The sequence below is a fragment of the Modestobacter sp. SYSU DS0290 genome (assembly GCF_054050955.1).
This window is the reverse complement of record NZ_JBJHAI010000018.1, coordinates 50,308-74,177: the sequence shown is the minus strand read 5'-3', so window position 1 is coordinate 74,177 and position 23,870 is coordinate 50,308. Positions and strand designations below refer to the sequence as shown.

Annotated in this window: 22 protein-coding genes; 11 read left to right on the top strand and 11 right to left on the bottom strand. The window is 75.0% G+C overall.

The window, feature by feature from the left end:
• Positions 1-4: 4 nt before the first annotated feature.
• Positions 5-1,816 (top strand): alkaline phosphatase D family protein, encoded by a 1,812-nt coding sequence (locus tag ACI795_RS15060; protein WP_457076363.1) that lies wholly within the window; start codon positions 5-7, stop codon positions 1,814-1,816.
• A 38-nt stretch (positions 1,817-1,854) separates the two neighbouring features.
• Here ACI795_RS15060 and ACI795_RS15055 read toward each other — a convergent pair whose 3' ends face one another.
• The 3 genes from ACI795_RS15055 to ACI795_RS15045 all read right to left on the bottom strand — a co-directional run bounded on the left by ACI795_RS15055 (position 1,855) and on the right by ACI795_RS15045 (position 4,076).
• Positions 1,855-2,292 (bottom strand): hypothetical protein, encoded by a 438-nt coding sequence (locus tag ACI795_RS15055; RefSeq protein ID WP_457076362.1) that lies wholly within the window; start codon positions 2,290-2,292, stop codon positions 1,855-1,857.
• 137 nt (positions 2,293-2,429) lie between these two features.
• Positions 2,430-3,536 carry an NAD(P)-dependent alcohol dehydrogenase gene (locus ACI795_RS15050; RefSeq protein ID WP_457076361.1) on the bottom strand — a complete coding sequence of 369 codons (1,107 nt, stop codon included), beginning with the start codon at positions 3,534-3,536 and terminating at the stop codon, positions 2,430-2,432.
• A gap of 189 nt (positions 3,537-3,725) precedes the next feature.
• On the bottom strand, positions 3,726-4,076 hold the full coding sequence (locus ACI795_RS15045) for a hypothetical protein (RefSeq protein WP_457076360.1): 351 nt from the start codon (positions 4,074-4,076) through the stop codon (positions 3,726-3,728).
• Positions 4,077-4,187: 111 nt separating this feature from the next.
• Between ACI795_RS15045 and ACI795_RS15040 the strand changes: the two genes are divergently transcribed.
• Positions 4,188-4,631 carry an Hsp20/alpha crystallin family protein gene (locus ACI795_RS15040; RefSeq protein ID WP_457076359.1) on the top strand — a complete coding sequence of 148 codons (444 nt, stop codon included), beginning with the start codon at positions 4,188-4,190 and terminating at the stop codon, positions 4,629-4,631.
• A gap of 58 nt (positions 4,632-4,689) precedes the next feature.
• Here the strand turns inward: ACI795_RS15040 and ACI795_RS15035 are convergent, their stop codons facing one another.
• The 4 genes from ACI795_RS15035 to ACI795_RS15020 all read right to left on the bottom strand — a co-directional run bounded on the left by ACI795_RS15035 (position 4,690) and on the right by ACI795_RS15020 (position 9,502).
• Positions 4,690-6,831, bottom strand: coding sequence for an amylo-alpha-1,6-glucosidase (locus ACI795_RS15035; protein ID WP_457076358.1), 2,142 nt, complete (start codon positions 6,829-6,831; stop codon positions 4,690-4,692).
• Position 6,832: 1 nt separating this feature from the next.
• Positions 6,833-8,014 carry a glycosyltransferase family 4 protein gene (locus ACI795_RS15030; RefSeq protein WP_457076357.1) on the bottom strand — a complete coding sequence of 394 codons (1,182 nt, stop codon included), beginning with the start codon at positions 8,012-8,014 and terminating at the stop codon, positions 6,833-6,835.
• A 156-nt stretch (positions 8,015-8,170) separates the two neighbouring features.
• A complete protein-coding gene (locus ACI795_RS15025; RefSeq protein ID WP_457076356.1) occupies positions 8,171-9,250 on the bottom strand; it encodes an SDR family oxidoreductase in 1,080 nt (359 codons plus the stop codon).
• Positions 9,251-9,295: 45 nt separating this feature from the next.
• Positions 9,296-9,502 carry a hypothetical protein gene (locus ACI795_RS15020; protein WP_457076355.1) on the bottom strand — a complete coding sequence of 69 codons (207 nt, stop codon included), beginning with the start codon at positions 9,500-9,502 and terminating at the stop codon, positions 9,296-9,298.
• Positions 9,503-9,596: 94 nt separating this feature from the next.
• Here ACI795_RS15020 and ACI795_RS15015 point away from each other — a divergent pair, with 94 nt between their 5' ends.
• On the top strand, positions 9,597-10,670 hold the full coding sequence (locus tag ACI795_RS15015; RefSeq protein ID WP_457076354.1) for a DUF3616 domain-containing protein: 1,074 nt from the start codon (positions 9,597-9,599) through the stop codon (positions 10,668-10,670).
• A gap of 9 nt (positions 10,671-10,679) precedes the next feature.
• Here the strand turns inward: ACI795_RS15015 and ACI795_RS15010 are convergent, their stop codons facing one another.
• The 3 genes from ACI795_RS15010 to ACI795_RS15000 all read right to left on the bottom strand — a co-directional run bounded on the left by ACI795_RS15010 (position 10,680) and on the right by ACI795_RS15000 (position 14,549).
• On the bottom strand, positions 10,680-11,531 hold the full coding sequence (locus ACI795_RS15010) for a hypothetical protein (protein ID WP_457076353.1): 852 nt from the start codon (positions 11,529-11,531) through the stop codon (positions 10,680-10,682).
• 46 nt (positions 11,532-11,577) lie between these two features.
• Positions 11,578-12,396: an HDOD domain-containing protein gene (locus tag ACI795_RS15005; RefSeq protein ID WP_457076352.1), complete on the bottom strand. Its 819-nt coding sequence runs from the start codon at positions 12,394-12,396 to the stop codon at positions 11,578-11,580.
• Between the two features lie 74 nt (positions 12,397-12,470).
• Positions 12,471-14,549, bottom strand: a complete 2,079-nt coding sequence (locus ACI795_RS15000) for a putative bifunctional diguanylate cyclase/phosphodiesterase (RefSeq protein WP_457076351.1) — start codon at positions 14,547-14,549, stop codon at positions 12,471-12,473.
• Positions 14,550-14,819: 270 nt separating this feature from the next.
• Here ACI795_RS15000 and ACI795_RS14995 point away from each other — a divergent pair, with 270 nt between their 5' ends.
• The 8 genes from ACI795_RS14995 (at position 14,820) to ACI795_RS14960 (ending at position 22,642) form a co-directional block, all read left to right on the top strand.
• Positions 14,820-15,995 carry an acyl-CoA dehydrogenase family protein gene (locus ACI795_RS14995; protein ID WP_457076350.1) on the top strand — a complete coding sequence of 392 codons (1,176 nt, stop codon included), beginning with the start codon at positions 14,820-14,822 and terminating at the stop codon, positions 15,993-15,995.
• A gap of 7 nt (positions 15,996-16,002) precedes the next feature.
• Positions 16,003-17,154, top strand: coding sequence for an acyl-CoA dehydrogenase family protein (locus ACI795_RS14990; protein ID WP_457076349.1), 1,152 nt, complete (start codon positions 16,003-16,005; stop codon positions 17,152-17,154).
• 153 nt (positions 17,155-17,307) lie between these two features.
• Positions 17,308-18,453 (top strand): LLM class flavin-dependent oxidoreductase, encoded by a 1,146-nt coding sequence (locus ACI795_RS14985; protein ID WP_457076348.1) that lies wholly within the window; start codon positions 17,308-17,310, stop codon positions 18,451-18,453.
• Positions 18,450-19,070 (top strand): FMN reductase, encoded by a 621-nt coding sequence (locus ACI795_RS14980; protein WP_457076347.1) that lies wholly within the window; start codon positions 18,450-18,452, stop codon positions 19,068-19,070. Before ACI795_RS14985 ends, ACI795_RS14980 begins: the two co-directional genes overlap by 4 nt.
• A 111-nt stretch (positions 19,071-19,181) precedes the next feature.
• Complete coding sequence (locus ACI795_RS14975) at positions 19,182-20,060, top strand: alpha/beta fold hydrolase (RefSeq protein WP_457076346.1); 879 nt, start codon at positions 19,182-19,184, stop codon at positions 20,058-20,060.
• On the top strand, positions 20,057-20,557 hold the full coding sequence (locus ACI795_RS14970) for a cation:proton antiporter regulatory subunit (protein WP_457076345.1): 501 nt from the start codon (positions 20,057-20,059) through the stop codon (positions 20,555-20,557). Before ACI795_RS14975 ends, ACI795_RS14970 begins: the two co-directional genes overlap by 4 nt.
• A 10-nt stretch (positions 20,558-20,567) precedes the next feature.
• The gene (locus ACI795_RS14965; protein WP_457076344.1) at positions 20,568-21,722 is read left to right on the top strand and encodes a cation:proton antiporter; all 1,155 of its coding nucleotides are present in this window, start codon (positions 20,568-20,570) and stop codon (positions 21,720-21,722) included.
• Between the two features lie 29 nt (positions 21,723-21,751).
• Positions 21,752-22,642, top strand: a complete 891-nt coding sequence (locus tag ACI795_RS14960) for a maleylpyruvate isomerase N-terminal domain-containing protein (RefSeq protein WP_457076343.1) — start codon at positions 21,752-21,754, stop codon at positions 22,640-22,642.
• Between the two features lie 3 nt (positions 22,643-22,645).
• Here ACI795_RS14960 and ACI795_RS14955 read toward each other — a convergent pair whose 3' ends face one another.
• A complete protein-coding gene (locus ACI795_RS14955) occupies positions 22,646-23,773 on the bottom strand; it encodes a serine hydrolase domain-containing protein (RefSeq protein WP_457076342.1) in 1,128 nt (375 codons plus the stop codon).
• Positions 23,774-23,870 lie beyond the last annotated feature (97 nt).

Genomic DNA, 23,870 nt, shown 5'->3' with positions numbered 1-23,870 from the left:
CCGCATGTCCTTCGATGCACCCCTGTCCCGCCGCACCGTGTTCAAGGGCGGCGCCGCCGCGGCGGCGGCCCTGACCCTCGCCGGTCTCACCCCGGAGGCCGCCCGCGCCGCGGTGGCCGAGACCGCCCGCTCCGGCGTCTTCGGCTTCGGTGTCGCCAGCGGCGACCCCACGGCCACCGAGCTGCTGCTCTGGACCCGGGTGACGCCCACCCCCGAGTCGCTGCCCGGCAGCCGTCGCGGGCCGGCCGTCCCGGTCCGCTGGGAGGTCGCCGCCGACGAGGCGTTCACCGAGATCGTGCGCAGCGGGAACGTCGTCGCCGACGTCAGCCGCGACCACACCGTGAAGGTCGTGGTGAACCGGCTGACCCCCTACACCCGCTACTTCTACCGGTTCACCTGCGCCGGCCAGACCTCCCCGGTGGGCCGCACCCAGACCGCGCCGGACGAGCCGGGGCAGACGCACGCGCTGCGCATGGCGTTCGTGTCCTGCAGCAACTACACCGGCGGGTACTTCACCGCCTACCGCGGCATCGCCGCCCGGGACGACCTGGACTTCGTGCTGCACCTGGGCGACTACCTGTACGAGTACGGCAACTCCCCGCGGGTGGCCGGCGCCGCGGGCTCCGGTGACCGGTACGGGCCGAACGCGCTCATCGGCATCCGGGACCACGAGCCGGTCCACGAGATGGTGTCGCTGGAGGACTACCGGATCCGGCACGCGCTGTACAAGACCGACCCGGACCTGCAGCGCGCGCACCAGCAGCACCCGTGGATCGTGATCTTCGACGACCACGAGATCACCAACGACGCCTACGACTTCGGCGCGGAGAACCACGAGCGGGACGACGACCCGGACACGCCCTACACCGAGCCGGGCAAGCCCGACGGCATCAAGCCCGAGGGCGACTTCCTGTTCCGCCGGGCCAAGGCGTTCCAGGCCTACCTGGAGTGGATGCCGATCCGGGAGCCCGCGATGTGGCAGCCACTGCCCAGCAAGGGCCGGCAGTTCTTCCGCCGCTTCAGCTTCGGCGACCTGGCGGAGCTGTCGGTCATCGAGACCCGGCAGAACCGCAGCGAGCAGGTGCCGGCCACGGTCGACGGCGCGGTCAACCCAGCGCTGGCCGACCCGCGCCGCCACCTGCCCGAGCCGCCGCAGCTGGACTGGCTGACGAAGGGGCTCCGCACCGGGCGGACCGACTGGCACCTGGTCGGCAACCAGACGGTGTTCGCCCGGGTGTTCGCCGTCCCGCGGCCGGGCACCGTCCCCGGCTCGGTGTTCAACACCGACCAGTGGGACGGCTACCAGGCCGACCAGCGCGCGGTGCTGGACGCCATGGCCGCCGCCGGCACCGACCCGGTCGTGCTGACCGGGGACATCCACTCCTCGTGGGCCAACGACCTCCCCACCGACGTCGCCGCCTACCCCGGCGACGGCAACTCGGTGGGCGTGGAGTTCGTCTGCCCGTCGGTGACCAGCAACGGCTTCAAGGAGGCCGTCGGCTCGGCCGCCGCCGCGACCGCCACGACCGCCGCGTTCCAGGCCGCCAACCCCTGGGTCCGCTACCTGGAGGGCATCGGCCACGGCTTCGTGGTGCTGGACGTGACCCCGGAGCGCGTGCAGGCCGACTACTGGTTCATCCGCAGCAACGGCGACAAGGGCCTGTCCGTCGACCCCCGCCTGGACCCCCGGGCGACCGTCGGCTACGAGACCTCGTTCGCCACGGTCAAGGGCTCGCGGCAGGTGAGCGGGCCGGTGTCCCAACTCGGCGCGCGCAGCGACTCCCCGCGTGACGCACGGGTGACCGTTCCCCGCTGACCCGCCGGCTGACCGCCCCGGCGCGTGAGCCGGGGCGGTCAGCCAGCGTGCGCCCGGTCGTCGACGAGGTGGACGACCGGCAGGCCCGACGCCTTCTCGATCTTGGCCGGCAGGTTGCCGCGCAGCCAGCGCGAGATGCCGAGCGGCAGGGTCGAGACCACCACCTCGTCGGCGGCGAACCGGCCCAGCGCCAGCCGGACCGCGGTCAGGGCGTCGGGGTCGCCGACCTCGCCGTCGACCTCGCCGCCGAGCTCCCGGATCTCGGTGAGCGCGCGGTCCAGGCGCTGGCTGGCCAGCGCGTAGGCCCGCTCCTCCGACGACGGCCCGCCGGCGGGGACGTCGGCCTCGTCGTGCAGGGGGGTGGCGGGGACGACGACGTGGAACCGGTGCGGGCCGGCGGCGACGCGTTCCCGCACCGCGTCGAGGAGCGCCTCCCCGCCCAGGGTCTGGTTGGCGAGGACCAGGGTCTTCGGCATGGTGCGTTCCCTTCCGGCGCTGGTGGGTTCCGTCGAGGGCGACGGTAGGCCCCACCGGCCGGTCCGCGGTAGGCCGGCGGACGTCGCACGGTCGACCACCGTGCGACGTCCGCCGAACTCTCGGGTCGGGCTGCGGCTCAGGCCTCGGGCATGGCGATGACCGGCTTGACCACCGCGCCGCTGTAGGAGGCCTCCATCGCCTCGCCGATCCGCTCCAGCGGGAAGCGCTCCACCAGGCAGTCGATCGGGAAGCGGCCGGCGGCGTAGAGGTCCATCAGCGCGCCGATCAGCCGCTCGCTGCGGCCGCTGCCGCCCAGGGTGCCGACGATCGACTTGCCCCACAGCGTGCTCATGTGGTCCGCGCTGAACTCCGCCCCGGCCGGCGCCCCGCCGATCAGGATCGCCTGCCCGCGCATCCCGACCGAGTCGATCGCCTGCCGGACCACCGGCACGATGCCGGTGCACTCGAGGGCGAAGTCCGCCGGTCCCCCGCAGATGTCGGCAACCGCCTGCACCGGGTCGGTCTCGCCGGCGTCGACCACCTCGGTCGCGCCCAGCTCCCGGGCCAGCTGCAGCCGGGAGGCGTGCCGGTCGACGGCGATGATCGTGCTGGCGGCCGAGTTGCGCGCGGCCATCACCGCCGCCAGGCCCACCGTGCCGACTCCGTAGACCACCAACGAGGACCCCGGCATCGGGCGGGCGGTGTGGAAGACCGCGCCGGCGCCGGTGGCCAGGCCGCAGGCCAGCGGCCCCATGAGGTCGACCGGCAGGCCGTCGGGGATCGGCACCAGCGAGGTGGCGGTGGCCAGCGAGTGGGTGGCGAACGAGGACTGGCCGAAGAACGCCCCGGCCAGCGCGTCCCCGCCGGCGGTGCGCAGCCCGGAGGTGCCGGCCGGCCGGTGGCCGCTGAAGGCCAGCTCGCCGAGGTTCAGGCAGTACCGCGGCTCACCGTCGAGGCAGTTGCGGCAGTGCCCGCACCAGGGCCAGCCCATGACGACGGCCTGGCCCTCGCGGACGTTGGTCACCCCGTCGCCCACGGCGACGACGGTCCCCGCGCCCTCGTGGCCGAGCACGCCGGGCAGCGGGAACGGCATCTGGCCCTCCCGGGCGAGTCCGTCGGTGTGGCAGAAGCCGGTCGCGGTGACGCGGACCAGCACCTCACCGGGCCCGGGCTCGTCCAGTTCGACGTCCCGGACGACGAACGGCGCGTCCGGCTGCTCGACGATCGCTGCGGTGACCTTCATCTGCGCTCCCCGCACCGGGCCGGCCGACGGCGGCCGCGCCGGTGCGCCCGCGGACCGTCGCGCCGGAGCGTCCGCGCCCCGGCGTCCCCGCAGTCTGCGCGCCGCCGGAGGTGGCCGCAGTGGGCGGACCGGACCGGCCGGCCCGGGTGCGTCATCCGTCCCGGGCGCCGCCGGGCCCAGGCCGTCGACTCAGGCGCGCTTCGCGTCCAGCCGGTCGAGCAGGTCCTTCGCGGCGCGGCGGACGTCCTCGTGGTCGTTCTGCGACGCCCGCTGCTCGGCGTGGATCAGCGCCGCCCGGTTCACCTTCGAGAAGTCGCCGTAGGGGAACCGGAAGCGGCCCTTGGTCCCCTCCCCCGCGTCGGTGTCCTCGGCGAGGTACCAGCGGCTCCACTCCTCCCGCCCCTCGTCCTCGATCTCGGAGTTGCGCTCCTGGGTGGAGGGGGCTGCCTCGGACCACTCGGTGGTGGCGTCGTACTCCCCGGCGTCGATGAGCTGCTGTGCGTGCCGGACGCCGGCCTCGTTCACTCGGTAGCTGGGCATGTGCCCGCCCTACCCGGACGCCGCGCCGGAACACCCGGCCCGCCGGGAATCTACAGCGGCGACTGCACGTTTGGTCGGGTGTCCGACGAAGACCCCGAGAGGAGGACCACGATGGCACTGCCCGTTCTCTCCCGGTCGCGGAACCTGGCGACCCGCGACCCCTTCCGTGAGCTCGACGAGCTCTACGACCGGTTCACCTCGCTCTGGCAGTCCGAGCTCGGCGGGGTGGCCGACCGCTGGGTCCCCTCCGCCGACCTGGAGGAGACCGACGACGCCTGGTCGCTGGAGCTGGAGCTCCCCGGCGTCGCCCGCGACGACGTCGACGTCCAGCTGCAGGACCGGGTGCTCACCGTCTCCGGTGAGGTCCAGGAGAAGGAGCGCACCGGGGTGCTGCACCGGCGCACCCGACGCGTGGGCGCCTTCCGGTACGCGGTGACGCTGCCCGGCGACGTCGACGCCGACGGAGTGCAGGCCCACCTGCACGACGGCGTGCTGACCGTCCGGGTGCCCAAGTCACCGGCGACGAAGCCGCGCCGGATCGCCATCAGCAGCTGATCGACACCCACGCGAAGGGGCCAGGAGCCGATGCTCCTGGCCCCTTCGCGTGTGCGGGTCAGGCGGAGCGGGCCGGGGCCGGGGGCCGGAGCCCGTCGATCGTCCAGCCGTCGGGCAGCCCGGAGACGTCCGCGCGCTCCCCCACCGCCTCGATGCGCACCTGCCGCTCGCCCCCGAGGTCCAGCCCGTCGAGCACGACCCGGCCCCACGACTCCGGCAGCCGGGGCCGCAGCGTGATGCGCCGACCCGGCACGTCCAGCTCCAGGCCGAGCAGCGCCCGCACCAGCAACAGCGGGGCGGCGCTGGCCCACGCCTGCGGCGAGCAGGAGGTCGGGTACGGCACCGGGGGGTCGAACTCGGCCCGGCCGAAGCCGCAGAAGAGCTCCGGCAGCCGCCCGCCGAACGCGGCTGCGGCGTCCAGCAGCCCGTCGGCGAGGTGCTGGGCGAGCTCCACCGCCCCGGGCACGTGGGCGTACCGGACCAGCCCGGCGACCGCGAGTGCGGTGTCGTGCGGCCACACCGACCCGTTGTGGTAGCTCATCGGGTTGTAGGCGCCCATCCCCTCGGCCAGCGTGCGCAGACCGAAGCCGCTGTCCATGACCGGGTCGGCCAGCCGCTGCACCAGCTCCGCGGCGTGCTCGTCGGTGACGATCCCGCTCCACAGGCACTGCGCGGCGTTGCTGGTCAGCGCGTCCAGCGGCCGTTTGTCCCGGTCCAGCGCCACGGCGAACCAGCCGCGGTCGGGCAGCCAGAACCGCTCGGCGAACGCGTCCCGCAGTTCGGCGGCCCGCCGCCGCAGCCGGGAGGCGGTCAGCGGGTCACCGAACGCCTCGGCGAGGTCCGCCCGCGCCAGCCGGGCGGCGTACGCGTAGCCCTGCACCTCGGCCAGGGCGAGCGGTGGCTCACCGAGCCGGCCGGCGGCGTCGTTGATGCCGTCGAAGCTGTCCTTCCACCCCTGGTTGAGCAGGCCCCGGTCGGTGGCCCGCTGGTACTCCAGGAAGCCGTCGCCGTCCCGGTCGCCGTACCGGTCCATCCACTCCAGGGCGGCGTCGGCGGCCGGCACCAGGGCGCGCACCTCGTCCTCGGGAGCTCCCCAGCGCCACGCCTCCGTCAGCAGCGAGACGAACAGCGGCCCGGCGTCGACGGTGCCGTAGTAGCGGCTGCTGCCCAGCGCGCTGTCCCGGTCCGGGCCCAGACGCAGCTCGTGCAGGATGCGCCCGGGCTCCTCCTCGTTCAGCGGGTCGACCGTGCGCCCCTGCAGCCGCGCGAGCGTCTCCAGCGTGCCGACCGCCAGCGAGGTCTCCAGCGGCAGGGCCATGTGGGCGGTCAGCAGGCTGTCCCGGCCGAACAGGGTCATGAACCAGGGCGCACCGGCCGCGACGACCGGCCGGTCACCGAGCTGGTCGCGGATCTGCAGCACACCGAGGTCGTCCTCGGTCCGCCGCAGCACCTCCGCGAGGACCGGGTGGTCGGCGGTGACGGCGGTGCTGGCCCGGCGCCACTCGCGCAGCTGGTGCGCCGGGCGGCTGGTCTCCATGCCCTGCCCCCGGTCGACCCGGGGTGGCACGAGGCGTCCCTCCAGCACCGGCTGCACGGTCACCTCGGTCGACCAGCGCCCGCGCGGGGGCACGACGACCCGCCAGGTGAGGGCGGACGGCGTGACGACCACGTCACCGGTCGCGCTGACCCGGAGCCCACGCTCCCCGTCGCGACCGGCCAGCACCAGGGCGGAGCCCTCGACCTGCGGGATCACCTCGCCGGCGTCGGCGCGGCCGGCCTTGACCGCGAACAGGTCGGCGAAGTCCGCGCCCAGCCACAGGGTGAGGGTCGCCGTCGTCGCCTCGGCCGCGAGGTTCTGCAGCGTGAGGACCTCGCGCAGCCCGTCCGCGACCAGTCGCTCACGGACCAGCAGCAGGGTGCTGTCCGCCCGGCCGCCCGCCGGGGGACGGCGCAGCACGAAGCGGGCGCCGTAGGTCTCCTCGGGCTGCACCGACAGCGGCTGGGGCACGCCGCCGTCCAACCGCAGCTCGAGCCGGGAGAGCACCCGGGCATCGCGGAAGTAGAGACCCTGCACGTCGCCCGGGACGACGTCACCGGTGGCGGTGGACAGGCAGAACGTCGAGCCGTCCACGAGCGTGACCAGCCCGCCGTCGGCGCCGATCCGCACCGGCTCGGTGGCGTTGAGCGGCCCGTCGGTCACCTCAGCCCACCTCCTCCAGGTGCCGGCCGGTGGTCACCGGGCCGGTGGCCGCGGCCAGCGCCCGCCGGTAGGCGGCCTCGTAGCCGCGGGCCATCGCCTCGGCGGAGAAGTGGGCGGCCACCCGGGCCCGGCACGCCGCCGGGTCCAGGTCCCGGACCGCGTCCAGCGCGGCGGGCAGGTCGGCCGGGGTCTCGCAGACCAGCCCGGTCACCCCGTGGTCGACCACCTCGGGGACGGCGCCGCCGCGGAGCGCGACGACCGGCGTGCCGCAGGCCATCGCCTCGATCATCACCATCCCGAAGGGCTCCTCCCACTGGATCGGGAACAGCAGGCAGCGTGCGCTGAGCAGCAGCTCGCGCTTCCGCACTGCGTCGGCCACGCCGACCACCCGGTCGGTGTCGCGCAGCCGCGGTCGCACCTCCCGCTCGAAGTACTCCTTCTCGATCGGCTCCTGGCACTTGCCGGCCAGCACCAGCGGCAGCCCTGCGGCGTGGGCGGCGTCCAGGGCCAGGTGCGGCGCCTTCTGCGGGTGGAAGCGGCCGAGGAACAGCGCGTGGTCCCCCTTGTCCGCGGCGAACGGCCAGGCGTCCAGTCGCAGGGCGTTGTGCACGACGCCGAGCCAGTTCAGGTCCGGCACCAGTTCCCGCTGGCGGTGGCTGATGCCGACCAGCCCGACGTCCTCCGCCAGGTCGCGGTAGACCCGCTCGGCGTCGGGGTCGACGGGCCCGTGCACCGTGAGCACGGTGGGGACGCCGCGGGCACGCAGCACCGCGGCGTTGAGCGGACCGGCGAGCGTGTGGTCGTGCACCACGTCCAGGCCGCCGGTGTCGGCGAGCTCCAGCAGGGCCCGCCGCGCCGCAGCGGCGTGCACGACCTCCGGGGCGGCCTCGCCGAGGCGCTCGGGAACGGCCCGCGGCCACAGCGGGCGGAACCGGGCCCGTGTGCCGTCGCGGCCGGCCCCGAGCAGGGTGACGTCGTGCCCACGGTCGACGAGGGCGTCGGCCAGGTCGGCCACGACGGCCTCCACACCGCCGTAGGCACCGGGTGGGACGTCGAAGTAGGGCGGCGCGACGAGGGCTACGCGGAGCGGTGCGCCGGGCCGCTCCGCGGTGGGTCCGCCACCGGGCACCGCCCGCAGGACGGGCGACGGCGACGAGCCGGCGTTCTGGGTGTCGACCAGCACAGGGATCCTCCGGGGAAGGACATCTGGACCAGTGGACGGACGACGCTGTCCGGGAGGAGCAGCGCACCGGGCGGGTGCCCGGGCGGCATCTCTCCGTGATCTCTCATAGCACCGGGAACCGGTCCTGCTCAACCCGAGGCCTCGACGTCGGCCCGCTCAGCGCAGCGGGGGGATGACCTTCCGCGCGGCGAGCTGCTCGAACAGCTCGACGAACCGGTCCTCGGTGTCCAGGCAGTCGGCGAAGCCGGCCTGGCGCAGCTTGATCGTGGAGCTCACGTTGTCGAAGCCGGAGGTGAAGATGAACTCCCCGAACTCCCAGCCCACCAGGTCCTCGTACGGGGTGGGCACCAGGTCGTGCCGGGCCACCAGCCGCTCCCAGACGTCGCGGCGGTCGGCCATCGCCTCGGCGAGCGGCACCGGCTGGGGCTCCGCGGGCTCCATCCCGAAGGCGCGGGCGAACGCCGGGAAGAGGTGCCGCCAGCGCAGCTGGTCGCCGTTGGTCACGTTGTAGACCTCGCCGTCGGCGGCCGGCTCGCTCCCGGCCCAGACCGTCGCGCGGGCCAGCAGCTCGGCATCGGTCACCTGGTAGAGGGCGTCGTAGGCGGCGAGGCTGCCGGGGAAGCGCAGCGGCTGGCCGAGCTCCTTGCTGATCGCGGCGTACACGGCGATGACCATGAGCAGGTTCATCGGGTTGCCGACGGCGTAGCCGATGACGCCCTCGGGGCGCAGGACGGTCAGCCGGAAGCCGCGCTCGGCGGCGACCTCGCGGAGCAGGTCCTCCTGGTCGTAGTAGAAGTTCGGCTGGACGATCCGCGGGTCGCTCTCCTTGGCCGGGGTGTTGAAGAACCCCATGTGCGCGCCGTACGCCTTGCCGCCCTGGTAGAGGGTGACGTGCTCCAGCGGTGCCCCGGCGGCCGCGAGCCCGTCGAGCGTGTGCCGCAGCATCCCGACGTTCACCTCGGACAGCTCGCGCGCGGTGGGCCGCTCGGCGTAGGCGCCGAACACCAGGTGCGTGGTGTCGGCGGCCGCGGCCAGCCCGTCGCGGGCGGCCGCCGGGTCACGGAGGTCGACCGGGAGGTGCTCGCCGGTCAGGTCCGCGGGCCGGCGCCGGCTGACCCCGCGCACCCGCCAGCCGGGACGGCGGGCGTACTCGGCCGCGGCGTGCGCGCCGATCACGCCGCCGGCCCCGGTGACCAGGACGCTGCCGGCAGTGCTGGTGGGAGATGTCTCGTTCACGGCAGCCCCAGTGCCCGCGTCGCGCGTGCCTGAACCGGCGGGTGATCAGCCGAACAGCTCCCCCCGGAACGACTGCTTCCTCCGCTTGTGGCCGTACCCGGAGTGGCCGCTGCTGCGCACCTGGCCGAGCACCTCGCTGACCACCGAGCCCAGCGACGGCTGACCGCCCTGGGCCGGCCGGTGGCCGGCGGCCTGCCGGGGATGCCCCGCTGCCGGGGCCGGCGGGACGCCGTTGCGCTCGTAGGTGTGCATCGTCCCTCGGCACGTCGGGCAGGTCAGCTCCATGCCCCGGCCCACGGCGCCCCGGGACCGGCGGTTTCCCGGGCGGCGTGCCAGGCTGACCGGCGTGAGCGTCGAGCGCACCGTCCGGCTGTCCTTCGGTTCTGCCTCCCGCGCGGCGCAGACCCACACCAACCTCTCCGCCGTCCGCAGCGACGGCCCGGTGCTGTGGGTCGCCGGCGACGAGACGGCGACCATCGAACGGCTCGTCGCCGACGACCCCGGGCGACCCACCGGCTACGGCGATGAGACCACCTTCCCGCTGGCCGACCTCGTGGACCTCCCCGGTGCAGAGGACGAGGAGGCCGACATCGAAGGGCTGGCCCGCTCCGGCGGGTACCTCTGGGCGGTGGGGTCGCACAGCCTGCGGCGCAAGCGAATCAAGGACAAGCACGACGGGGAGAAGGCGTTCCGCCGGCTGGCGAAGGTCTCCGGCCAGGTCAACCGGCAGGTGCTCGTGCGGCTGCCGATCGCCGAGGCCGACGGGCTGCCGACGCCGGTGCGGGAGGTGACCGACGACGACGGCACCCGCACCGCGGCGGTGTTCGGCGCGGCCGGGCCGGACCTGCGCGAGCTGCTCGCCGACGACGAGCACCTCGCCCCGTTCCTCCCGATCCCGGGGAAGGACAACGGCCTGGACGTGGAGGGCATCGCCGTCGCCGGGGACCGGGTGCTCCTCGGCCTGCGCGGCCCGGTGCTGCGCGGCTGGGCGATGGTGCTGGAGCTGCGGCCGGAGACCGACCCCGCGGACTCGACCCGGCTGGTGCTGACCCCGTTCCCCGACGGCCGCCCCTACCGCAAGCACGTGCTCGACCTGCGCGGCCTCGGCGTCCGCGACCTGAGCCCGCACGGCGAGGACCTGCTGGTGCTGGCCGGGCCGACGATGGACCTCGACGGCCCGGTGCACGTCTTCCGCTGGCACGGGGCGCTGACGGCCGAGACCCCCCAGGTGGTGCGCGGCGAGCAGCTCACCCGCGAGGTCGACCTGCCCTTCGGCGTCGGGGACGACCACGCCGAGGGGATCGGGCTGCTGCCCGGCGACGACTCCCGGCTGCTGGTGGTCTACGACAGCCCGGCAGCCTCCCGGCTCGACGACGACGGGGGCGTCACCGCCGACGTGGTGCGACTGCCCGCCCGCTGACCGGGCGGCTCAGCGGCCGGGGCGGAGCGTGGCGATCGTCGCCCGCACCTCCGCCGCGGTGGCCGGCTCGACCGGCAGCGAGGCGAGCAGCGTCGGCACCTCCTCGGGCAGCAGCCCCTCGGCCAGCAGCAGCTCCAGCAGCCGGTCGGCCTGGGCGGGCGGCACCGGCAGGGGCAGGCCGGACTGCCGGACGGCGGCCTCGGCGAGGAACAGGGCGCCCGCCAGGTCGTCCCGCGCCGGGTCGGGCGCGGGCGGAGCCGGGGCCGCCGCCCGGGTGACCGCCTCCGCGGCCCGGACCAGCGACAGCGGCAGGCCCTCGGCCTCCACCTGCACCAGCGGTGCGCTCCCGATGGCGGCGAGCACCAGGTGCTCGGCGTCGATCCGCAGCGGCGCCTCCCACTCCCCCAGGCGCACCACCTCCGCCAGGTCCCGGCCGTCCTCACCGAGCTCGTCGAGCAGCTCGGCCCACGCGGCGGCCCGGGTGTCCCGGGCGCGCTCGGCGGCCAGCACGCAGGTCTCCAGGGCGAACGGCTCGATCACCTCCCGGTCGAACCGCTCGGCGACCAGCGTGCCGTCGGCGGTGACCGCGTTGAGCGCGTCCTGGAAGCTGCCCGGCCGGGCGTCACCGAGCTCCAGCCGGCCGTCCTCCTCACCGGAGAGCGGCTGCCCGGTGAGGGCCCGGGCGCCGACGGTCAGCCCGGTGGCCACGACCCGGCCCCGCACCCGGAGGTGGTGCGGCTGGTCGGACAGGCCCACCGCCCAGGCGCACGCCTCGGCGATCAGCGCACCGGCGCGCTCGCGCAGCACCTCGCGGGCGAGCAGGGCCATGAAGTCCGGAGTGAAGGAGTCCGAGTCGTACACACCTCCCACTGTCCCCCCGGACGCCGGACCGCGCCCGGGACCGGGGTCAGCCCAGCAGGGCGCTGCGCAGCTCCTCGGCGTCGACGCGCACCTGGGACAGGATCGGCAGCACGTCACGGTCCCGCAGCTGCCCGCAGGTCAGCCCGGTGATGCTCTGCTCCTGGTGGTCGTCGTCGGTGAGCCGCGCGCCGACCTCGAAGGCCGCCCGCAGCAGTGCCCCGGCGAACGAGCCGAGGTCGTCGACCTGCTTGAGCGGGGAGACCATCTCCGCCGGGAAGCCCCACTGCTCCAGGGCCACCGCGGTCAGCCGCAGCCCGGAGATGCCGTAGCGCCGCACCTCCGCCGCGCGCCGGCCGGTGAACGAGCGGTGCTCGGCCCACAGCTCCGCGTACCCCTCCGGGTCGTTGTGGTGCAGCAGGGCGACGCCCATCTGGGCGAGCAGGCCCTGGCACAGCGCGTCCTGCGGCCGTTCGGCGAAGCGCGGGGCCAGCGTCGAGGCGGCCAGCGCGACGGTGGTGCTCAGCTCCCAGAAGTCGTCCGGCAGGCGCGACTCGTCGTCCAGGTCGGTGAGCGCGACGGTGGCCATGGTGCGCACCGTGGCGAAGCCGATGACGGTGACCGCGAACTGCAGCGAGGTGACCCGCCCGCGCATCCCGTAGAAGGCGGAGTTGGCCAGCTTCATCACCCGGCCGGCGAGCGCGACGTCGGCGCTGAGGATGCGGGAGAGCTCCTTGGCACTGGCCTGGTCGGAGTTGGCCACCGAGACGATCTGGGCGGCCACGGGGCGCTGCGCGGCCATCGTGTCGATGCTGGCCAGCACGCGCTCCAGGTCGAACGTCGGCGCGGCGGCGAGGGGGGTGGTCACGACGACTCCAGGTCTGGCGGATCGGGCAGGGCGGGGAGGGAGGGCGGGGCGCGGACCGCGCCCCCGCGGCGCGGTCACCGCTGGGCGGCCGCGGCGAACCAGGCGGTCGCGTCGGCGCCGGACAGCGGGGCGGCCAGGCTGAAGCCCTGCAGGTACGTGGCGCCGAGCTCGGCCAGCAGCCGGGCCTGGGCCGGGGTCTCCACCCCTTCGGCGACGGTGCACAGCCCCAGGTTGTGCGCCAGCGCGATCACCGCGGAGGTGATCTCGGCGTGCCCGTCGGCGAGCTCGGCGACGAAGGACCGGTCGACCTTGAGGCAGTCCACCGGCAGGTGCCGGAGGTAGGCCAGCGAGGAGTAGCCGGTACCGAAGTCGTCGATGGAGATCTGGCAGCCCAGGTCACGGAGGTCCTGCAGGACCGCCCGGGCCGAGGTGGGGTCCTTCATCAGCGCGGACTCGGTGATCTCGATCGAGAGCCGGTCCGCCGACAGCCGGTGCCGGCGCAGCGCGGACGCCACGTGGCCGTGCAGGTTGTCGTCCAGCTGGAGCGCCGAGACGTTCACGTGCGCCCGGCGCGGGGCCGCGGCGCCCAGCTCACGGTCCCACTCGGCCAGTTGCCGGCAGGTCTCGTCGAGCACGAGCAGCCCGAGCCCGGCCACCAGGCCGCTCTCCTCGGCCAGCGGCACGAAGACGCTCGGGCTGATCGCCCCGCGCTCGGCGTGCTGCCACCGGGCCAGGGACTCCACCGAGGTCGCCGTGCCGACGACGGCGTCGAAGATCGGCTGGTACATCAGCGTGACCTCCCGCCGCTCGATCGCCGACCGCAGCTCGGCGACCAGCCGCAGCTTGTCCCGGGCCTGGGCGCGGGCGTCGGAGTCCAGCACGGTGATCCGGCCCTTGCCGCCGGACTTCGCCTGGTACATGGCGATGTCGCAGTCGCGGATCAGCTCCTCGGCCGCCTGGTGCTCGGCGGTCTGCACGGTCACCCCGACGCTGGCCTGCGGTCGCAGGTCGACCCCGCCCAGGCGGACCGGCCGGCGCAGCTGCGCCCCGATGCGCTCGGCCAGGGCGACCGCGTCGGCCTCGCTGACCTGCTGGCAGACCACGACGAACTCGTCGCCCCCGAAGCGGGCGACCAGGTCCCCGGGGCGCACGGTGGCCCGCAGCCGGGTGGCGACCTCGACCAGCAGCTCGTCGCCGGCGGCGTGGCCGAGGGAGTCGTTGACGACCTTGAAGTTGTCCAGGTCGAGGAAGATGCAGGCCAGGCCGCCGGCGCCGGGCACGAACCAGGTGCTGACGTGGTCGGCGAGCAGGGTGCGGTTGGGCAGCCCGGTCAGCGGGTCGTGGTTGGCCTGGTGGGCCAGCCGGGCCTCGAAGGCCAGCCGCTCGGTGATGTCCTCGATGGTGCCGACGAACCCCGCGCCGACGCCGGGGGTGAACAGGTGCGCGAAGCGGATGACGGTGGTCAGCTCGGTGCCGTCGGGTCGCACCAGCCGGGCCTGCGCCTCGCCCTCGACGCCGTCCTCGCCGCCGAGGAGGACGGCGGTGGCCTGCTCGATCACCTCGTCGAGGTCGTCGGGGTGGACGACGTCCATCCAGCCGGTGCCCAGCAGCTCCTCGGCCTGCTGACCGGCCAGCGCGCAGAACGCGTCGTTGACGTGGGCCAACCGCATCCCCTGCTCGGACAGCAGCGTGGGGATCGGGGACCGCTCGGTGAGCGTGGCGAATCGCCGTTCGTGCGCGTCGGCGGTGGCCCGGAGTGCCCGTTCCTGCTCGTTGGAGGTGGCCGCCAGGCGGACGGTCCAGCGCCGGCCGCCGGGCGCCGGCACCGCGGAGACCGAGCACTCCAGCGACACCCCGCTGGCGCAGCGCACCGGCAGGGTCATGGTGACGGCGCGCTCGCGGCGCAGCAGCAGGCGCAGCTCGCCGGCGCGGAGGGAGGGCAGCAGCTGCTCGACCGGGAGCGCCCGCAGGTCCTCCTGGGCGTAGCCGAGGACCCCGACGGCCTTCTCGTTGCTCCAGCTCACGCGGGCCGTGCCACTGATCCGCTCCACGACCAGGATGGCGCTGGAGGAGCTCACCGAGACCCCGTGGAAGACGGCGGCGACCACCTCCGAGGAGGGCTGGTCCGCCGCCACCGGTGCTCTGGCTGCCACGTCGTCCCCCGCTCCGCTCCCGGACACGGTCCCGCGCCCTGCTCCCACCCTCGTCCACGCCCGGCCCCGGCTCCAGCCGATCCCGGACCGGTTCCCCCCTTCGGGCGGGGTGCCCGGCTGCCCGCGCACGAGCGGTCACCGCCATCGCCCGGCGCCGGTCACGCCTCCCGGTGCCCGTGCCGAAGCCCCCGGTTACCGACCGGTAGCCCGTGTGGGATGTTGGGAGCCACGTCACAGACGGCAGAGCCGCCGTCGGGAAGTGGGGCCCCCATGCGCTTGCACCTGTCGCCGGACGACGAGGCCTTCCGGGACCAGATGCGCACCTTCTTCACCACCTCCGTGCCGCCGGCGATCCGGGCGGCCGTGGCCGCCCACCGGGAGCTGACCCGGGAGCAGTTCGTCGAGGCGCAGCGGATCCTGAACGCCGCCGGGCTGGCCGTGCCGCACTGGCCGGTCGAGTGGGGTGGCCGGGACTGGACCCCGCTGCAGCGCCACATCTGGCGCGAGGAGATGCAGCTGGCGTCGGTGCCCGAGCCGCTGGCGTTCAACACCAGCATGATCGGCCCGGTGATCGCCACCTTCGGCTCGCAGGAGCAGAAGGAGCGCTTCCTGCCGGCCACCGCCAACCTCGACATCTGGTGGTGCCAGGGCTTCTCCGAGCCCGATGCCGGCTCCGACCTGGCCTCGCTGCGCACCACCGCGGTGCGCGACGGCGAGGAATGGGTGGTCAACGGCCAGAAGACCTGGACGACGCTGGGCCAGCACGCCGACTGGATCTTCTGCCTGGTGCGCACCGACCCGACCGCGGAGAAGCGCCAGCGGGGCATCTCGCTGCTGCTCTTCCCGATGGACACCCCGGGGGTGACGCTGCGGCCGATCGAGCTGCTGGACGGCGGCTTCGAGGTCAACGAGGTGTTCTTCGAAGACGTCCGGGTGCCCGCCGAGAACCTGGTCGGCGAGGAGAACCGCGGCTGGGACTACGCGAAGTTCCTGCTCGGCAACGAACGGGTGGGCATCGCCCGGATCGGCTCGACCAAGCGGATGCTGGCCGACGCCAAGTCCCACGCCCGGCGGATCACCTCCGGCGGCGTCGCGCTGGCGGAGGACCCGTTGTTCCGGGCCCGGATCGCCGAGCTGGAGAACGAGCTGCTCGCCCTGGAGCTCACCGCGCTGCGCGTGGTCGCCACCTCCGCCGGCGGCAAGCCGCACCCGGCGTCGTCGGTGCTCAAGCTGCGCGGCTCGGAGCTGCAGCAGGCGGCCACCGAGCTGCTGGTCGACGTCGCCGGGCCGCTCTCGGTGCCCTCGTTCCCCGGCCGGGGGTCCGACGTCCCGGCGTGGGCGCAGGTGGCGACCCCCTCGTACCTGAACCACCGCAAGGTCTCCATCTACGGGGGCTCGAACGAAGTGCAGCGCACCATCATCGCCGGCTCGATCCTGGGGTTGTGAGGTCACCGTGGAGTTCAGCTACGACGACGAGCAGAACGGCCTCCGCGACGCACTGAGGAGCCTGCTGGCCCGCGCCTACGGGGACAGCGAACAGCGCCGACAGGTGGTCGGCACCGATCCCGGCTTCGACGAGAAGACCTGGAGCCAGCTGGCGGAGATGGGCGTGCTGGGCCTGCCCTTCGCCGAGGCCGACGGGGGCATGGGCGCCGGCCCGGTGGAGGTGTCCATCGCGGCCGAGGAGATCGGCCGGGTGCTCGCGCCCGAACCGTTCGTGGAGGCCGTGGTGCTGGCCGGCGGCCTGGTCGCGGACCTGGGCAGCCAGGCGCAGCGCGCCGAGGTGCTCGGGGCCCTCGCCGAGGGGTCGCTGCTGCCGGCCTTCGCGCACGCCGAGGTCGGCACCCGCTGGGAGCCGGTGGCCCGGGCGGTCACCGCGACCGAGGACGGCGGCTCCTGGACGCTGACCGGGGTCAAGGAGCCGGTGCCCAACGGCGCCCGTGCCGACCTGCTGGTGGTCAGCGCCCTGGTCTCGTCCGGAGGCGCCCCCGGCGCCACCCGGCTGTTCCTCGTCCGGGGCGACGCCGCGGGGCTGACCCGCACCGGGCACCGCAACCACGACGGCACCCGCTCGGCCCGGGTCTCCTTCGCCGGCACCCCCGCCCAGCCGCTGGGCGAGGCCACCGGCGACCAGTCGTCGGCCATCGAGAAGGCGCAGGCCCGGGCCCGGGTGGCCTACGGCTCCGAGGCGCTGGGCGCGATGGAGACCGCGCTGACCACCACGGCGGAGTACCTGAAGACGCGCAAGCAGTTCGGCGTCCCGCTGAGCACGTTCCAGGCGCTGACCTTCCGGGCGGCGGACATGTACGTCTCGCTGGAGCTGGCCCGCAGCACGGTCCTGTGGGCCACGCTCGTGGTCGATGCCGACGGTGACGTGGTCACCGCCGCGGACCGCGCACGGTTGCAGGTCAGCCGGGCGAGCCGGCACATCGGCAAGGAGGCGATCCAGCTGCACGGCGGGATCGGGGTGACCGCCGAGTACTCGGTGGGGCACTACACCAGCCGGCTCACCGCGCTGGACCACCTGCTCGGCGACGGCGACTGGGCGCTGTCCCGGCTCGCCGCCTCGGTGGACCAGCACGAGACGGTCGACCCGCTGGGGTAGGTCCCGAACGCCCCCACGAACGCCCCTCCGGTCACCCGACCGGAGGGGCGTTCGTCGTCTCCAGGCCACGGGAATGGACCGCCCTCGGGTACGGTTCCACCGGCCAGTAGTTGCACTCTCAACCAGTGCGGCTCGGACGAGAGGGAGCACGCCATGCAGTTCGGGGTCTTCACGGTCGGCGATGTGACGCCCGACCCGACGACGGGTCGCACGCCCACCGAGGCCGAGCGGGTCAAGTCGCTCATCACGATCGCACTGAAGGCCGAGGAGGTGGGGCTGGACGTCTTCGCCCAGGGCCAGCACCACAACCCGCCGTTCGTGGTCTCCTCGCCCACCACCACCCTGGGCTACATCGCGGCGAGGACCGAGAAGCTCATCCTGTCCACCTCCACGACGCTGATCACCACCACCGACCCGGTGAAGATCGCCGAGGACTTCGCCACGCTGCAGCACGTCTCCGACGGCCGCGTCGACCTGATGATGGGCCGCGGCAACACCGGCCCGGTCTACCCGTGGTTCGGCAAGGACATCCGCGACGGCATCCCGCTGGCGGTGGAGAACTACCAGCTGCTGCGCCGGCTCTGGCGGGAGGACGTCGTCAACTGGGAGGGGCAGTTCCGCACCCCGCTGCAGGGCTTCACCTCCACGCCCCGCCCGCTGGACGGCGTCCCGCCGTTCGTCTGGCACGGGTCGATCCGCAGCCCGCAGATCGCCGAGCAGGCGGCCTACTACGGCGACGGGTTCTTCCACAACCACATCTTCTGGCCGGCCGAGCACACCCAGCGGATGGTCGAGTTCTACCGTCGCCGGTTCGAGCACTACGGGCACGGCAGCGCCGACCAGGCGATCGTCGGGCTGGGCGGGCAGGTGTTCATGCGGAAGAACAGCCAGGACGCCGTCCGGGAGTTCCGCCCCTACTTCGACCACGCCCCCGTCTACGGCGGCGGCCCGTCGCTGGAGGAGTTCAGCACCCAGACCCCGCTGACCGTCGGCTCGCCGCAGCAGGTGATCGAGCGGACCCTCGGCTTCCGTGACTACGTCGGTGACTACCAGCGCCAGCTGTTCCTCATCGACCACGCCGGCCTGCCGCTGAAGACGGTGCTGGAGCAGCTGGACATCCTGGGCGAGGAGGTCGTGCCGGTGCTGCGGAAGGAGTTCGCCGCCCTCAAGCCGGCGCACGTCCCCGAGGCGCCCACGCACGCCTCGCTCGTCGCCGCCGCCGGTGGCGGGCACGACAGCACCGTGCACGCCGCGGACGACGTGACCGGCCGGACCGTCGACGCCGGGGCGCAGGCGTGAGCACCCGCACCCTCGCGGTGGTCAGCGCCGGGCTGAGCACCCCCAGCTCGACCCGGCTGCTGGCCGACCGGCTGGCGGCCGCCACGGTCGAGGCGCTGCGCGCCCGCGGCGACGACGCCACCGTGGAGGTCGTCGAGCTCCGGGGGCACGCCCGCGACCTGGCCGACGACCTGGTCACCGGCTTCGCCAACGCCGAGCTGCAGGCGGCGATCGACACCGTCGTCGGGGCCGACGCGGTGATCGCCGTGACGCCGGTGTTCTCCGCCTCCTACAGCGGCCTGTTCAAGACGTTCTTCGACGTCCTGGACAAGGAGGCGCTCATCGGGAAGCCGGTGCTGCTGGGAGCGACCGCCGGGACGGCGCGGCACTCGCTGGTCGTGGAGTACGCGTTGCGGCCGCTCTTCGCCTACCTGCGCGCGGTGCCTACGCCCACCGGTGTGTTCGCCGCCTCGGAGGACTGGGCCGGCGGCGGCATCGGCCGGTCGCTGGCCGACCGGGTCGAGCGTGCTGCCGGTGAGCTGGCCGGGCTGGTCGCCGGGCAGCCGGTCAGCACCCGCCCCGCCGACCCGTTCGCGGACCCGGTGACCTCCTTCGAGGAGCTGCTGAACGGGCAGTGACCTCGCCCCTCCCGCCGACCCCGGGCTGGGAGCTGCCTCCGCGCACCGGAGGGAGCTCCCAGCCCGTTCTCGTCGCGAAGGAGCAGTGAGGCCGTCGGGCAGGATCCGGGGATGACCCCACCGACGTGGTTCACCCAGGCCCTCGCCGCCCAGCCGGAACACCTCGACGTCGTCGTGGCCGGCGCCCGCGTGCACCTGCGCGCCTGGGGGCCGGCCGGCGCGCCCGGGGTGGTGCTGGTGCACGGCGGCGCCGCCCACTCGGGCTGGTGGGACCACGTCGCGCCGCAGCTCACCGGGCACCGGGTGGTGGCCCTGGACCTGACCGGGCACGGCGACAGCGACCACCGCGACGGGTACGACCCGCTGGTGTGGGCGCAGGAGGTGGTGGCGGTCGCCGCCGCCGCCGGGCTGGACCGGCCGCTGGTGGTCGGGCACAGCATGGGCGGGTGGGTCGCCGTCACCACCGCGGTCGAGCACCCGGCCGCGGTCGGCGGGGTCGTGGTCATCGACTCCCCGCTCAACGACGCACCCCCGGACGAGAGCCGGCTGCGCGAGCGGCGCCGGCCGCACACGGTGCACCCCACCCTGGACGCCGCGATGGCCCGGTTCCGCACCCTCCCGCCGCAGGAGGTGTACCTGCCGTGGATCCGCGACCACGTCGCCCGCGGCTCGCTGCGCGCCGTCGACGGCGGGTGGACCTGGGCGTTCGACCCGGAGTTCTTCGGCACCCGGCTGCGGCTGCGCGACCTGCTCCCCCGGCTGCGCCGGCCGGCCACCCTGCTCCGCTGCGCGCACGGGCTGGTCACCGCGGAGATGGGCGCGGAGATGGCCGGGCTCACCCCGGAACCGCTGCCCGTGGTCGAGCTGCCCGACGCCGGGCACCACCCGATGCTGGACCAGCCGCTGGCGCTGGTCGCCGCGCTGCGCACCCAGCTGGCGTTGCGGCCCTCCCCCGGGAGCGGAGCCCCGGCTGCCACGATGGGGCGGTGACGGTGAGCCCCGTGGAGTTCGTCGAGACCCTGCTGCCCGGCGTCGGTGTCCGCTACGAGCTGACCACCCGGGCCGGGCAGCCGATCGGCATCGTGGTCCGCCGGGAGGGCGCGGTCGAGCTGGTCTTCTACGACCGGCGCGACCCCGACCAGGCCCGAGAGGTGCTGCAGCTGGAGGCCGACGAGGTGGCCGCGGTCGCCGAGGTGCTCGGTGCGCCCCGGGTGACCCAGCGCTTCGCGGACCTCTCCCGCGAGGTGCCCGGTCTGGAGTCGACCCGGGTCACCGTGCCCGCCGGGTCGCCGTACGCCGGCCGGCCGATGGGCGACACCCGCGCCCGCACGCTGACCGGCTGCTCGATCGTGGCGCTGGTCCGCGGCAGTGACGTCGTCACCGCACCCGGGCCGGAGCAGGTGCTGCAGGTGGGCGACGTGCTGGTGGCGATCGGCTCGGGGGCCGGACTGGCCGCGCTCGCCGCGCTGCTCACCGGCCAGTCCTGAGGCCCCGGCGGTGGAGCACGTCGCGGCGCTCCTCGTCGAACTCGGGCTGCTGTTCCTCGGGCTGTCCGCGCTGGGGCTGCTCGCCCGCCGGCTCGGCCTCTCCCCCATCCCGTTCGTGCTGCTGGCCTCCCTCGCCCTCGGGGAGGGTGGGGTCGCCCCGCTGAGCACCGCCGAACCGTTCCTCGAGGCGGCCGCCGAGATCGGCGTCGTCCTCCTGCTGCTGGCGCTCGGGCTGGAGTTCTCCGCTCCCGAGCTGTTCGGCTCGCTCCGCCGGCACGGGCCCTCCGGCCTGGTCGACCTGCTGCTCAACGCACCACCGGGCTTCCTCGCCGGGCTGCTGCTGGGGCTGCCGTGGCAGGGCGCGCTGGCGATGGCCGGCGTCACCTGGATCTCCTCCTCGGGCATCGTCGCCCGGCTGCTGGGCGACCTCGGCCGGCTCGGGAACCGGGAGACCCCCGCGGTGCTGTCGGTGCTGGTGCTCGAGGACGTCGCGATGGCGCTGTTCCTCCCCCTGCTGGTGGTGGCCCTGGCCGGGGGCGGGCCGCTGCAGGCCGTCGCCGGGATCGCGCTGGCCGGCGGCGCCGTGCTGCTGGTCCTGCTCGCCGCCAGCCGGCACGGACACCGGCTGGGCCGGGTGCTGGACCACCCCGACGACGAGCAGGTGCTGCTGCGGCTGTTCGGGCTGACCCTGCTGGTCGCCGGCGCGGCGCAGGCCCTCGGCGCCTCCGCCGCGGTAGGTGCCTTCCTGGTGGGCATCGCCGTCCCGGCGTCGCTGGCCGAGCGGGCCCGCGCGGTGCTCTCCCCGCTGCGCGACCTGTTCGCCGCCACGTTCTTCGTGGCCTTCGGGCTGTCCACCGACCCGGGCGCCCTGCTGCCGGTGCTCCCGGCGGTGCTGCTGCTCGCGCTGGTCACCACGGCCACCAAGCTGGGCACCGGCTGGTTCGCCGCCCGCCGCGACGGCGTGGCGGTGCCCGGCCGGCTGCGCGCCGGGGCGGCGCTGGTCGCGCGCGGGGAGTTCTCGGTGGTGATCGCCGGGCTGGCGGTCACCGCCGGGCTGACCGCCGTCGGACCGCTGGCGACCGGGTACGTGCTGGTGCTCGCGGTGGCCGGTCCGCTGCTGGCCCGGTTCGCCGACCCGCTGTCGGCGCGGTTCCGGCCCGCCTGAGCGGCAGTGGGTGCGGGTAGGGGTCGGGCATGAGCGCTGCGCACGGGATGGCCGACGCCGGACGCGCGGAGGTCGGCGCGCTGGTGCTGGGCGCCTGGGACGGGTTCCTGGCCCAGGCCGACACGGTCGACCTGGGCCGCCGCACCCGGCTGGCGGGCTGGCGCGCCCAGGAGGTCTGCACGCACCTGGGCGTCTGGCCCGACGCAACGGCGCTGGACGACCTGGTCGCCGCCGCCCGGTCCGGCGCCACGGGCACCCCGGCGGACCCGGACGTGGTCAACGCCCGGGTGACCGCCGCGCACCGGGCGGCGAGCCGGGGCGAGGTGCTCGCCGCCCTGCAGGCGGCGCGGGCCGCGACCGTCCGCTACCTGACCGAGGCCCCGGCCGAGCTCGACACCACCCCGACGGTCTCCACGGTGGGGCGGCTGCCGATGCTCAGCGTCGTCCTCGGACAGGCCTACGAGCTGGCCGTGCACGGGCTCGACCTGGTCTCCGCCGGTGCACCGGGCCCGCCGCCGCAGACCCTGCAGGCCGGGCTGGCCGCCCTCGCCGACGTCACCGGCGCGCTCGCCGCGGCTGCCGGCATCACCGCGGACGCCACGCTGGCCACCCCCGACGGTGGGTGGCGGTTCGCGGCGGCCGACGACGGCTGGACGGTCACGCGCGTGCCTCCGGGGCGGGTGTCCGGGACCGCGGTCGAGGCACCCGCCGATCTGCTGCTGGACGCCGCCTCGGGCCGGGCCAACCCGGTGACCGCGCTCGCCCGCCGGCGGCTGCGGGTGCACCAGCTGCCCGGGCTCATGCGGCTGGCGCCGATCGTCGAGTCCGCGCCCGGCATCCCGGGAGGTCCCCTCCTGCAGCTGGCCGCCCGCACCCTCGGCGGCGCGGGGGGCCTGCTCGGGCGCATGCGCCGCGGCTGACCGTCACAGGCAGCGGTGCAGCTCCGGCCAGAACCAGTCCGTGCCGTCCGCCACCCCGCCGAACCCGCGGGTGGTCAGCAGCACGGCCACCAGGTCGCGGGCCGGGTCCGCCCAGCCGGTGGTCCCGGTCCCGCCGTCCCACCCGAAGCCACCGGGGATGCCGTCGTCGACCCGCACGCCGGTCTGCAGCCCCCAGGACAGCCCTTCGGGCAGGAACGCCCCGGCCGTGTCCCGCTGCCGCTCGGTCAGCGACGGCGTGGTCAGCTCCGCGACCGAGCCGGGTGCCAGGACCGGACCCCCGCCGTCGGCGAGCGCCGCGAGGAAGCCCAACACGTCCCCGGCGGTCGCGACCAGCCCGGCGGCCAGCCCCTCGAACACCGGTGGCCGGGCGGCGAACCCGCCGGGCGGGTCCAGCACGGTCAGCTGCCCGCCGTCGGGGAGGTACGCCGCGGTCAGCCGTCGGGCGTCGCGGGCCCAGAAGGCAGTCGAGCCCAGCCGCAGCGGTTCGGTGATGCGCTCGGCGAGCACCGCCCCCAGCGGACTGCCGGCGGCCCGGGCGAGCAGCACCGAGAGGACGTCGGTGCAGGAGTGGTAGAGCCACCGCTCCCCCGGCTGGGCGGCCAGCGGCAGCTCGGCCAGCCGGCGGAGGTACTCCTGGGGGTCGAGCTGCGGCGGGAGCGGCCCGGCGCCCAGCCCGCGGGCGACCATCGCGACGTCCAGCGGGCTGCCGTCGAAGAGCGCGCCGAACCCGGCAGTGCTGGTGAGCAGGTCGCGCACGGTGATGTCCCGCGCCGCCGGCACGGTCTCCGCCAGCGGCCCGCCCGGCGTCGCGAGCACCCGGGGGTCGGCGAGCTCGGGCAGCCACCGGGCCACCGGATCGTCCAGCGCCAGGACGCCGTCCTCGGCCAGGGCCAGGGTCAGCGCACCGGCGTAGGGCTTGGACAGCGACGCGAGCCGGAACAGCGAGTCAGGGGTGACCGGGTCGCCCCCGCCGCGGACCAGGCAGCCACCGGTGCGCACCTCGGTGACGCCGCGGTACCGGACGGCGGCGGCGTACCCCGGGACCCGGCCGTCGGCCACCCGCTGCTCGAGCACCGACCACAGCGACACGAAGCGGGACAGTGAGCACATGGGCGGCCTCCTCGGCGACCGGACGGGTCCTGTGCCCACCCAGACCGCCCTGCTCCCCGGAAGTCATCGCTCCCGGAGAGTCATCGCTGCCCGGAGG

Excerpts from the sequence above, each read along its gene's own strand:
- ACI795_RS15060 (WP_457076363.1), top strand. The coding sequence starts at position 5 with ATGTCCTTCGATGCACCCCTGTCCCGCCGCACCGTGTTCAAGGGCGGC.
- ACI795_RS15055 (WP_457076362.1), bottom strand. The coding sequence starts at position 2,292 with ATGCCGAAGACCCTGGTCCTCGCCAACCAGACCCTGGGCGGGGAGGCG.
- ACI795_RS15050 (WP_457076361.1), bottom strand. The coding sequence starts at position 3,536 with ATGAAGGTCACCGCAGCGATCGTCGAGCAGCCGGACGCGCCGTTCGTC.
- ACI795_RS15045 (WP_457076360.1), bottom strand. The coding sequence starts at position 4,076 with ATGCCCAGCTACCGAGTGAACGAGGCCGGCGTCCGGCACGCACAGCAG.
- ACI795_RS15040 (WP_457076359.1), top strand. The coding sequence starts at position 4,188 with ATGGCACTGCCCGTTCTCTCCCGGTCGCGGAACCTGGCGACCCGCGAC.
- ACI795_RS15020 (WP_457076355.1), bottom strand. The coding sequence starts at position 9,502 with ATGCACACCTACGAGCGCAACGGCGTCCCGCCGGCCCCGGCAGCGGGG.
- ACI795_RS14995 (WP_457076350.1), top strand. The coding sequence starts at position 14,820 with ATGCGCTTGCACCTGTCGCCGGACGACGAGGCCTTCCGGGACCAGATG.
- ACI795_RS14985 (WP_457076348.1), top strand. The coding sequence starts at position 17,308 with ATGCAGTTCGGGGTCTTCACGGTCGGCGATGTGACGCCCGACCCGACG.
- ACI795_RS14975 (WP_457076346.1), top strand. The coding sequence starts at position 19,182 with ATGACCCCACCGACGTGGTTCACCCAGGCCCTCGCCGCCCAGCCGGAA.
- ACI795_RS14960 (WP_457076343.1), top strand. The coding sequence starts at position 21,752 with ATGAGCGCTGCGCACGGGATGGCCGACGCCGGACGCGCGGAGGTCGGC.
- ACI795_RS14955 (WP_457076342.1), bottom strand. The coding sequence starts at position 23,773 with ATGTGCTCACTGTCCCGCTTCGTGTCGCTGTGGTCGGTGCTCGAGCAG.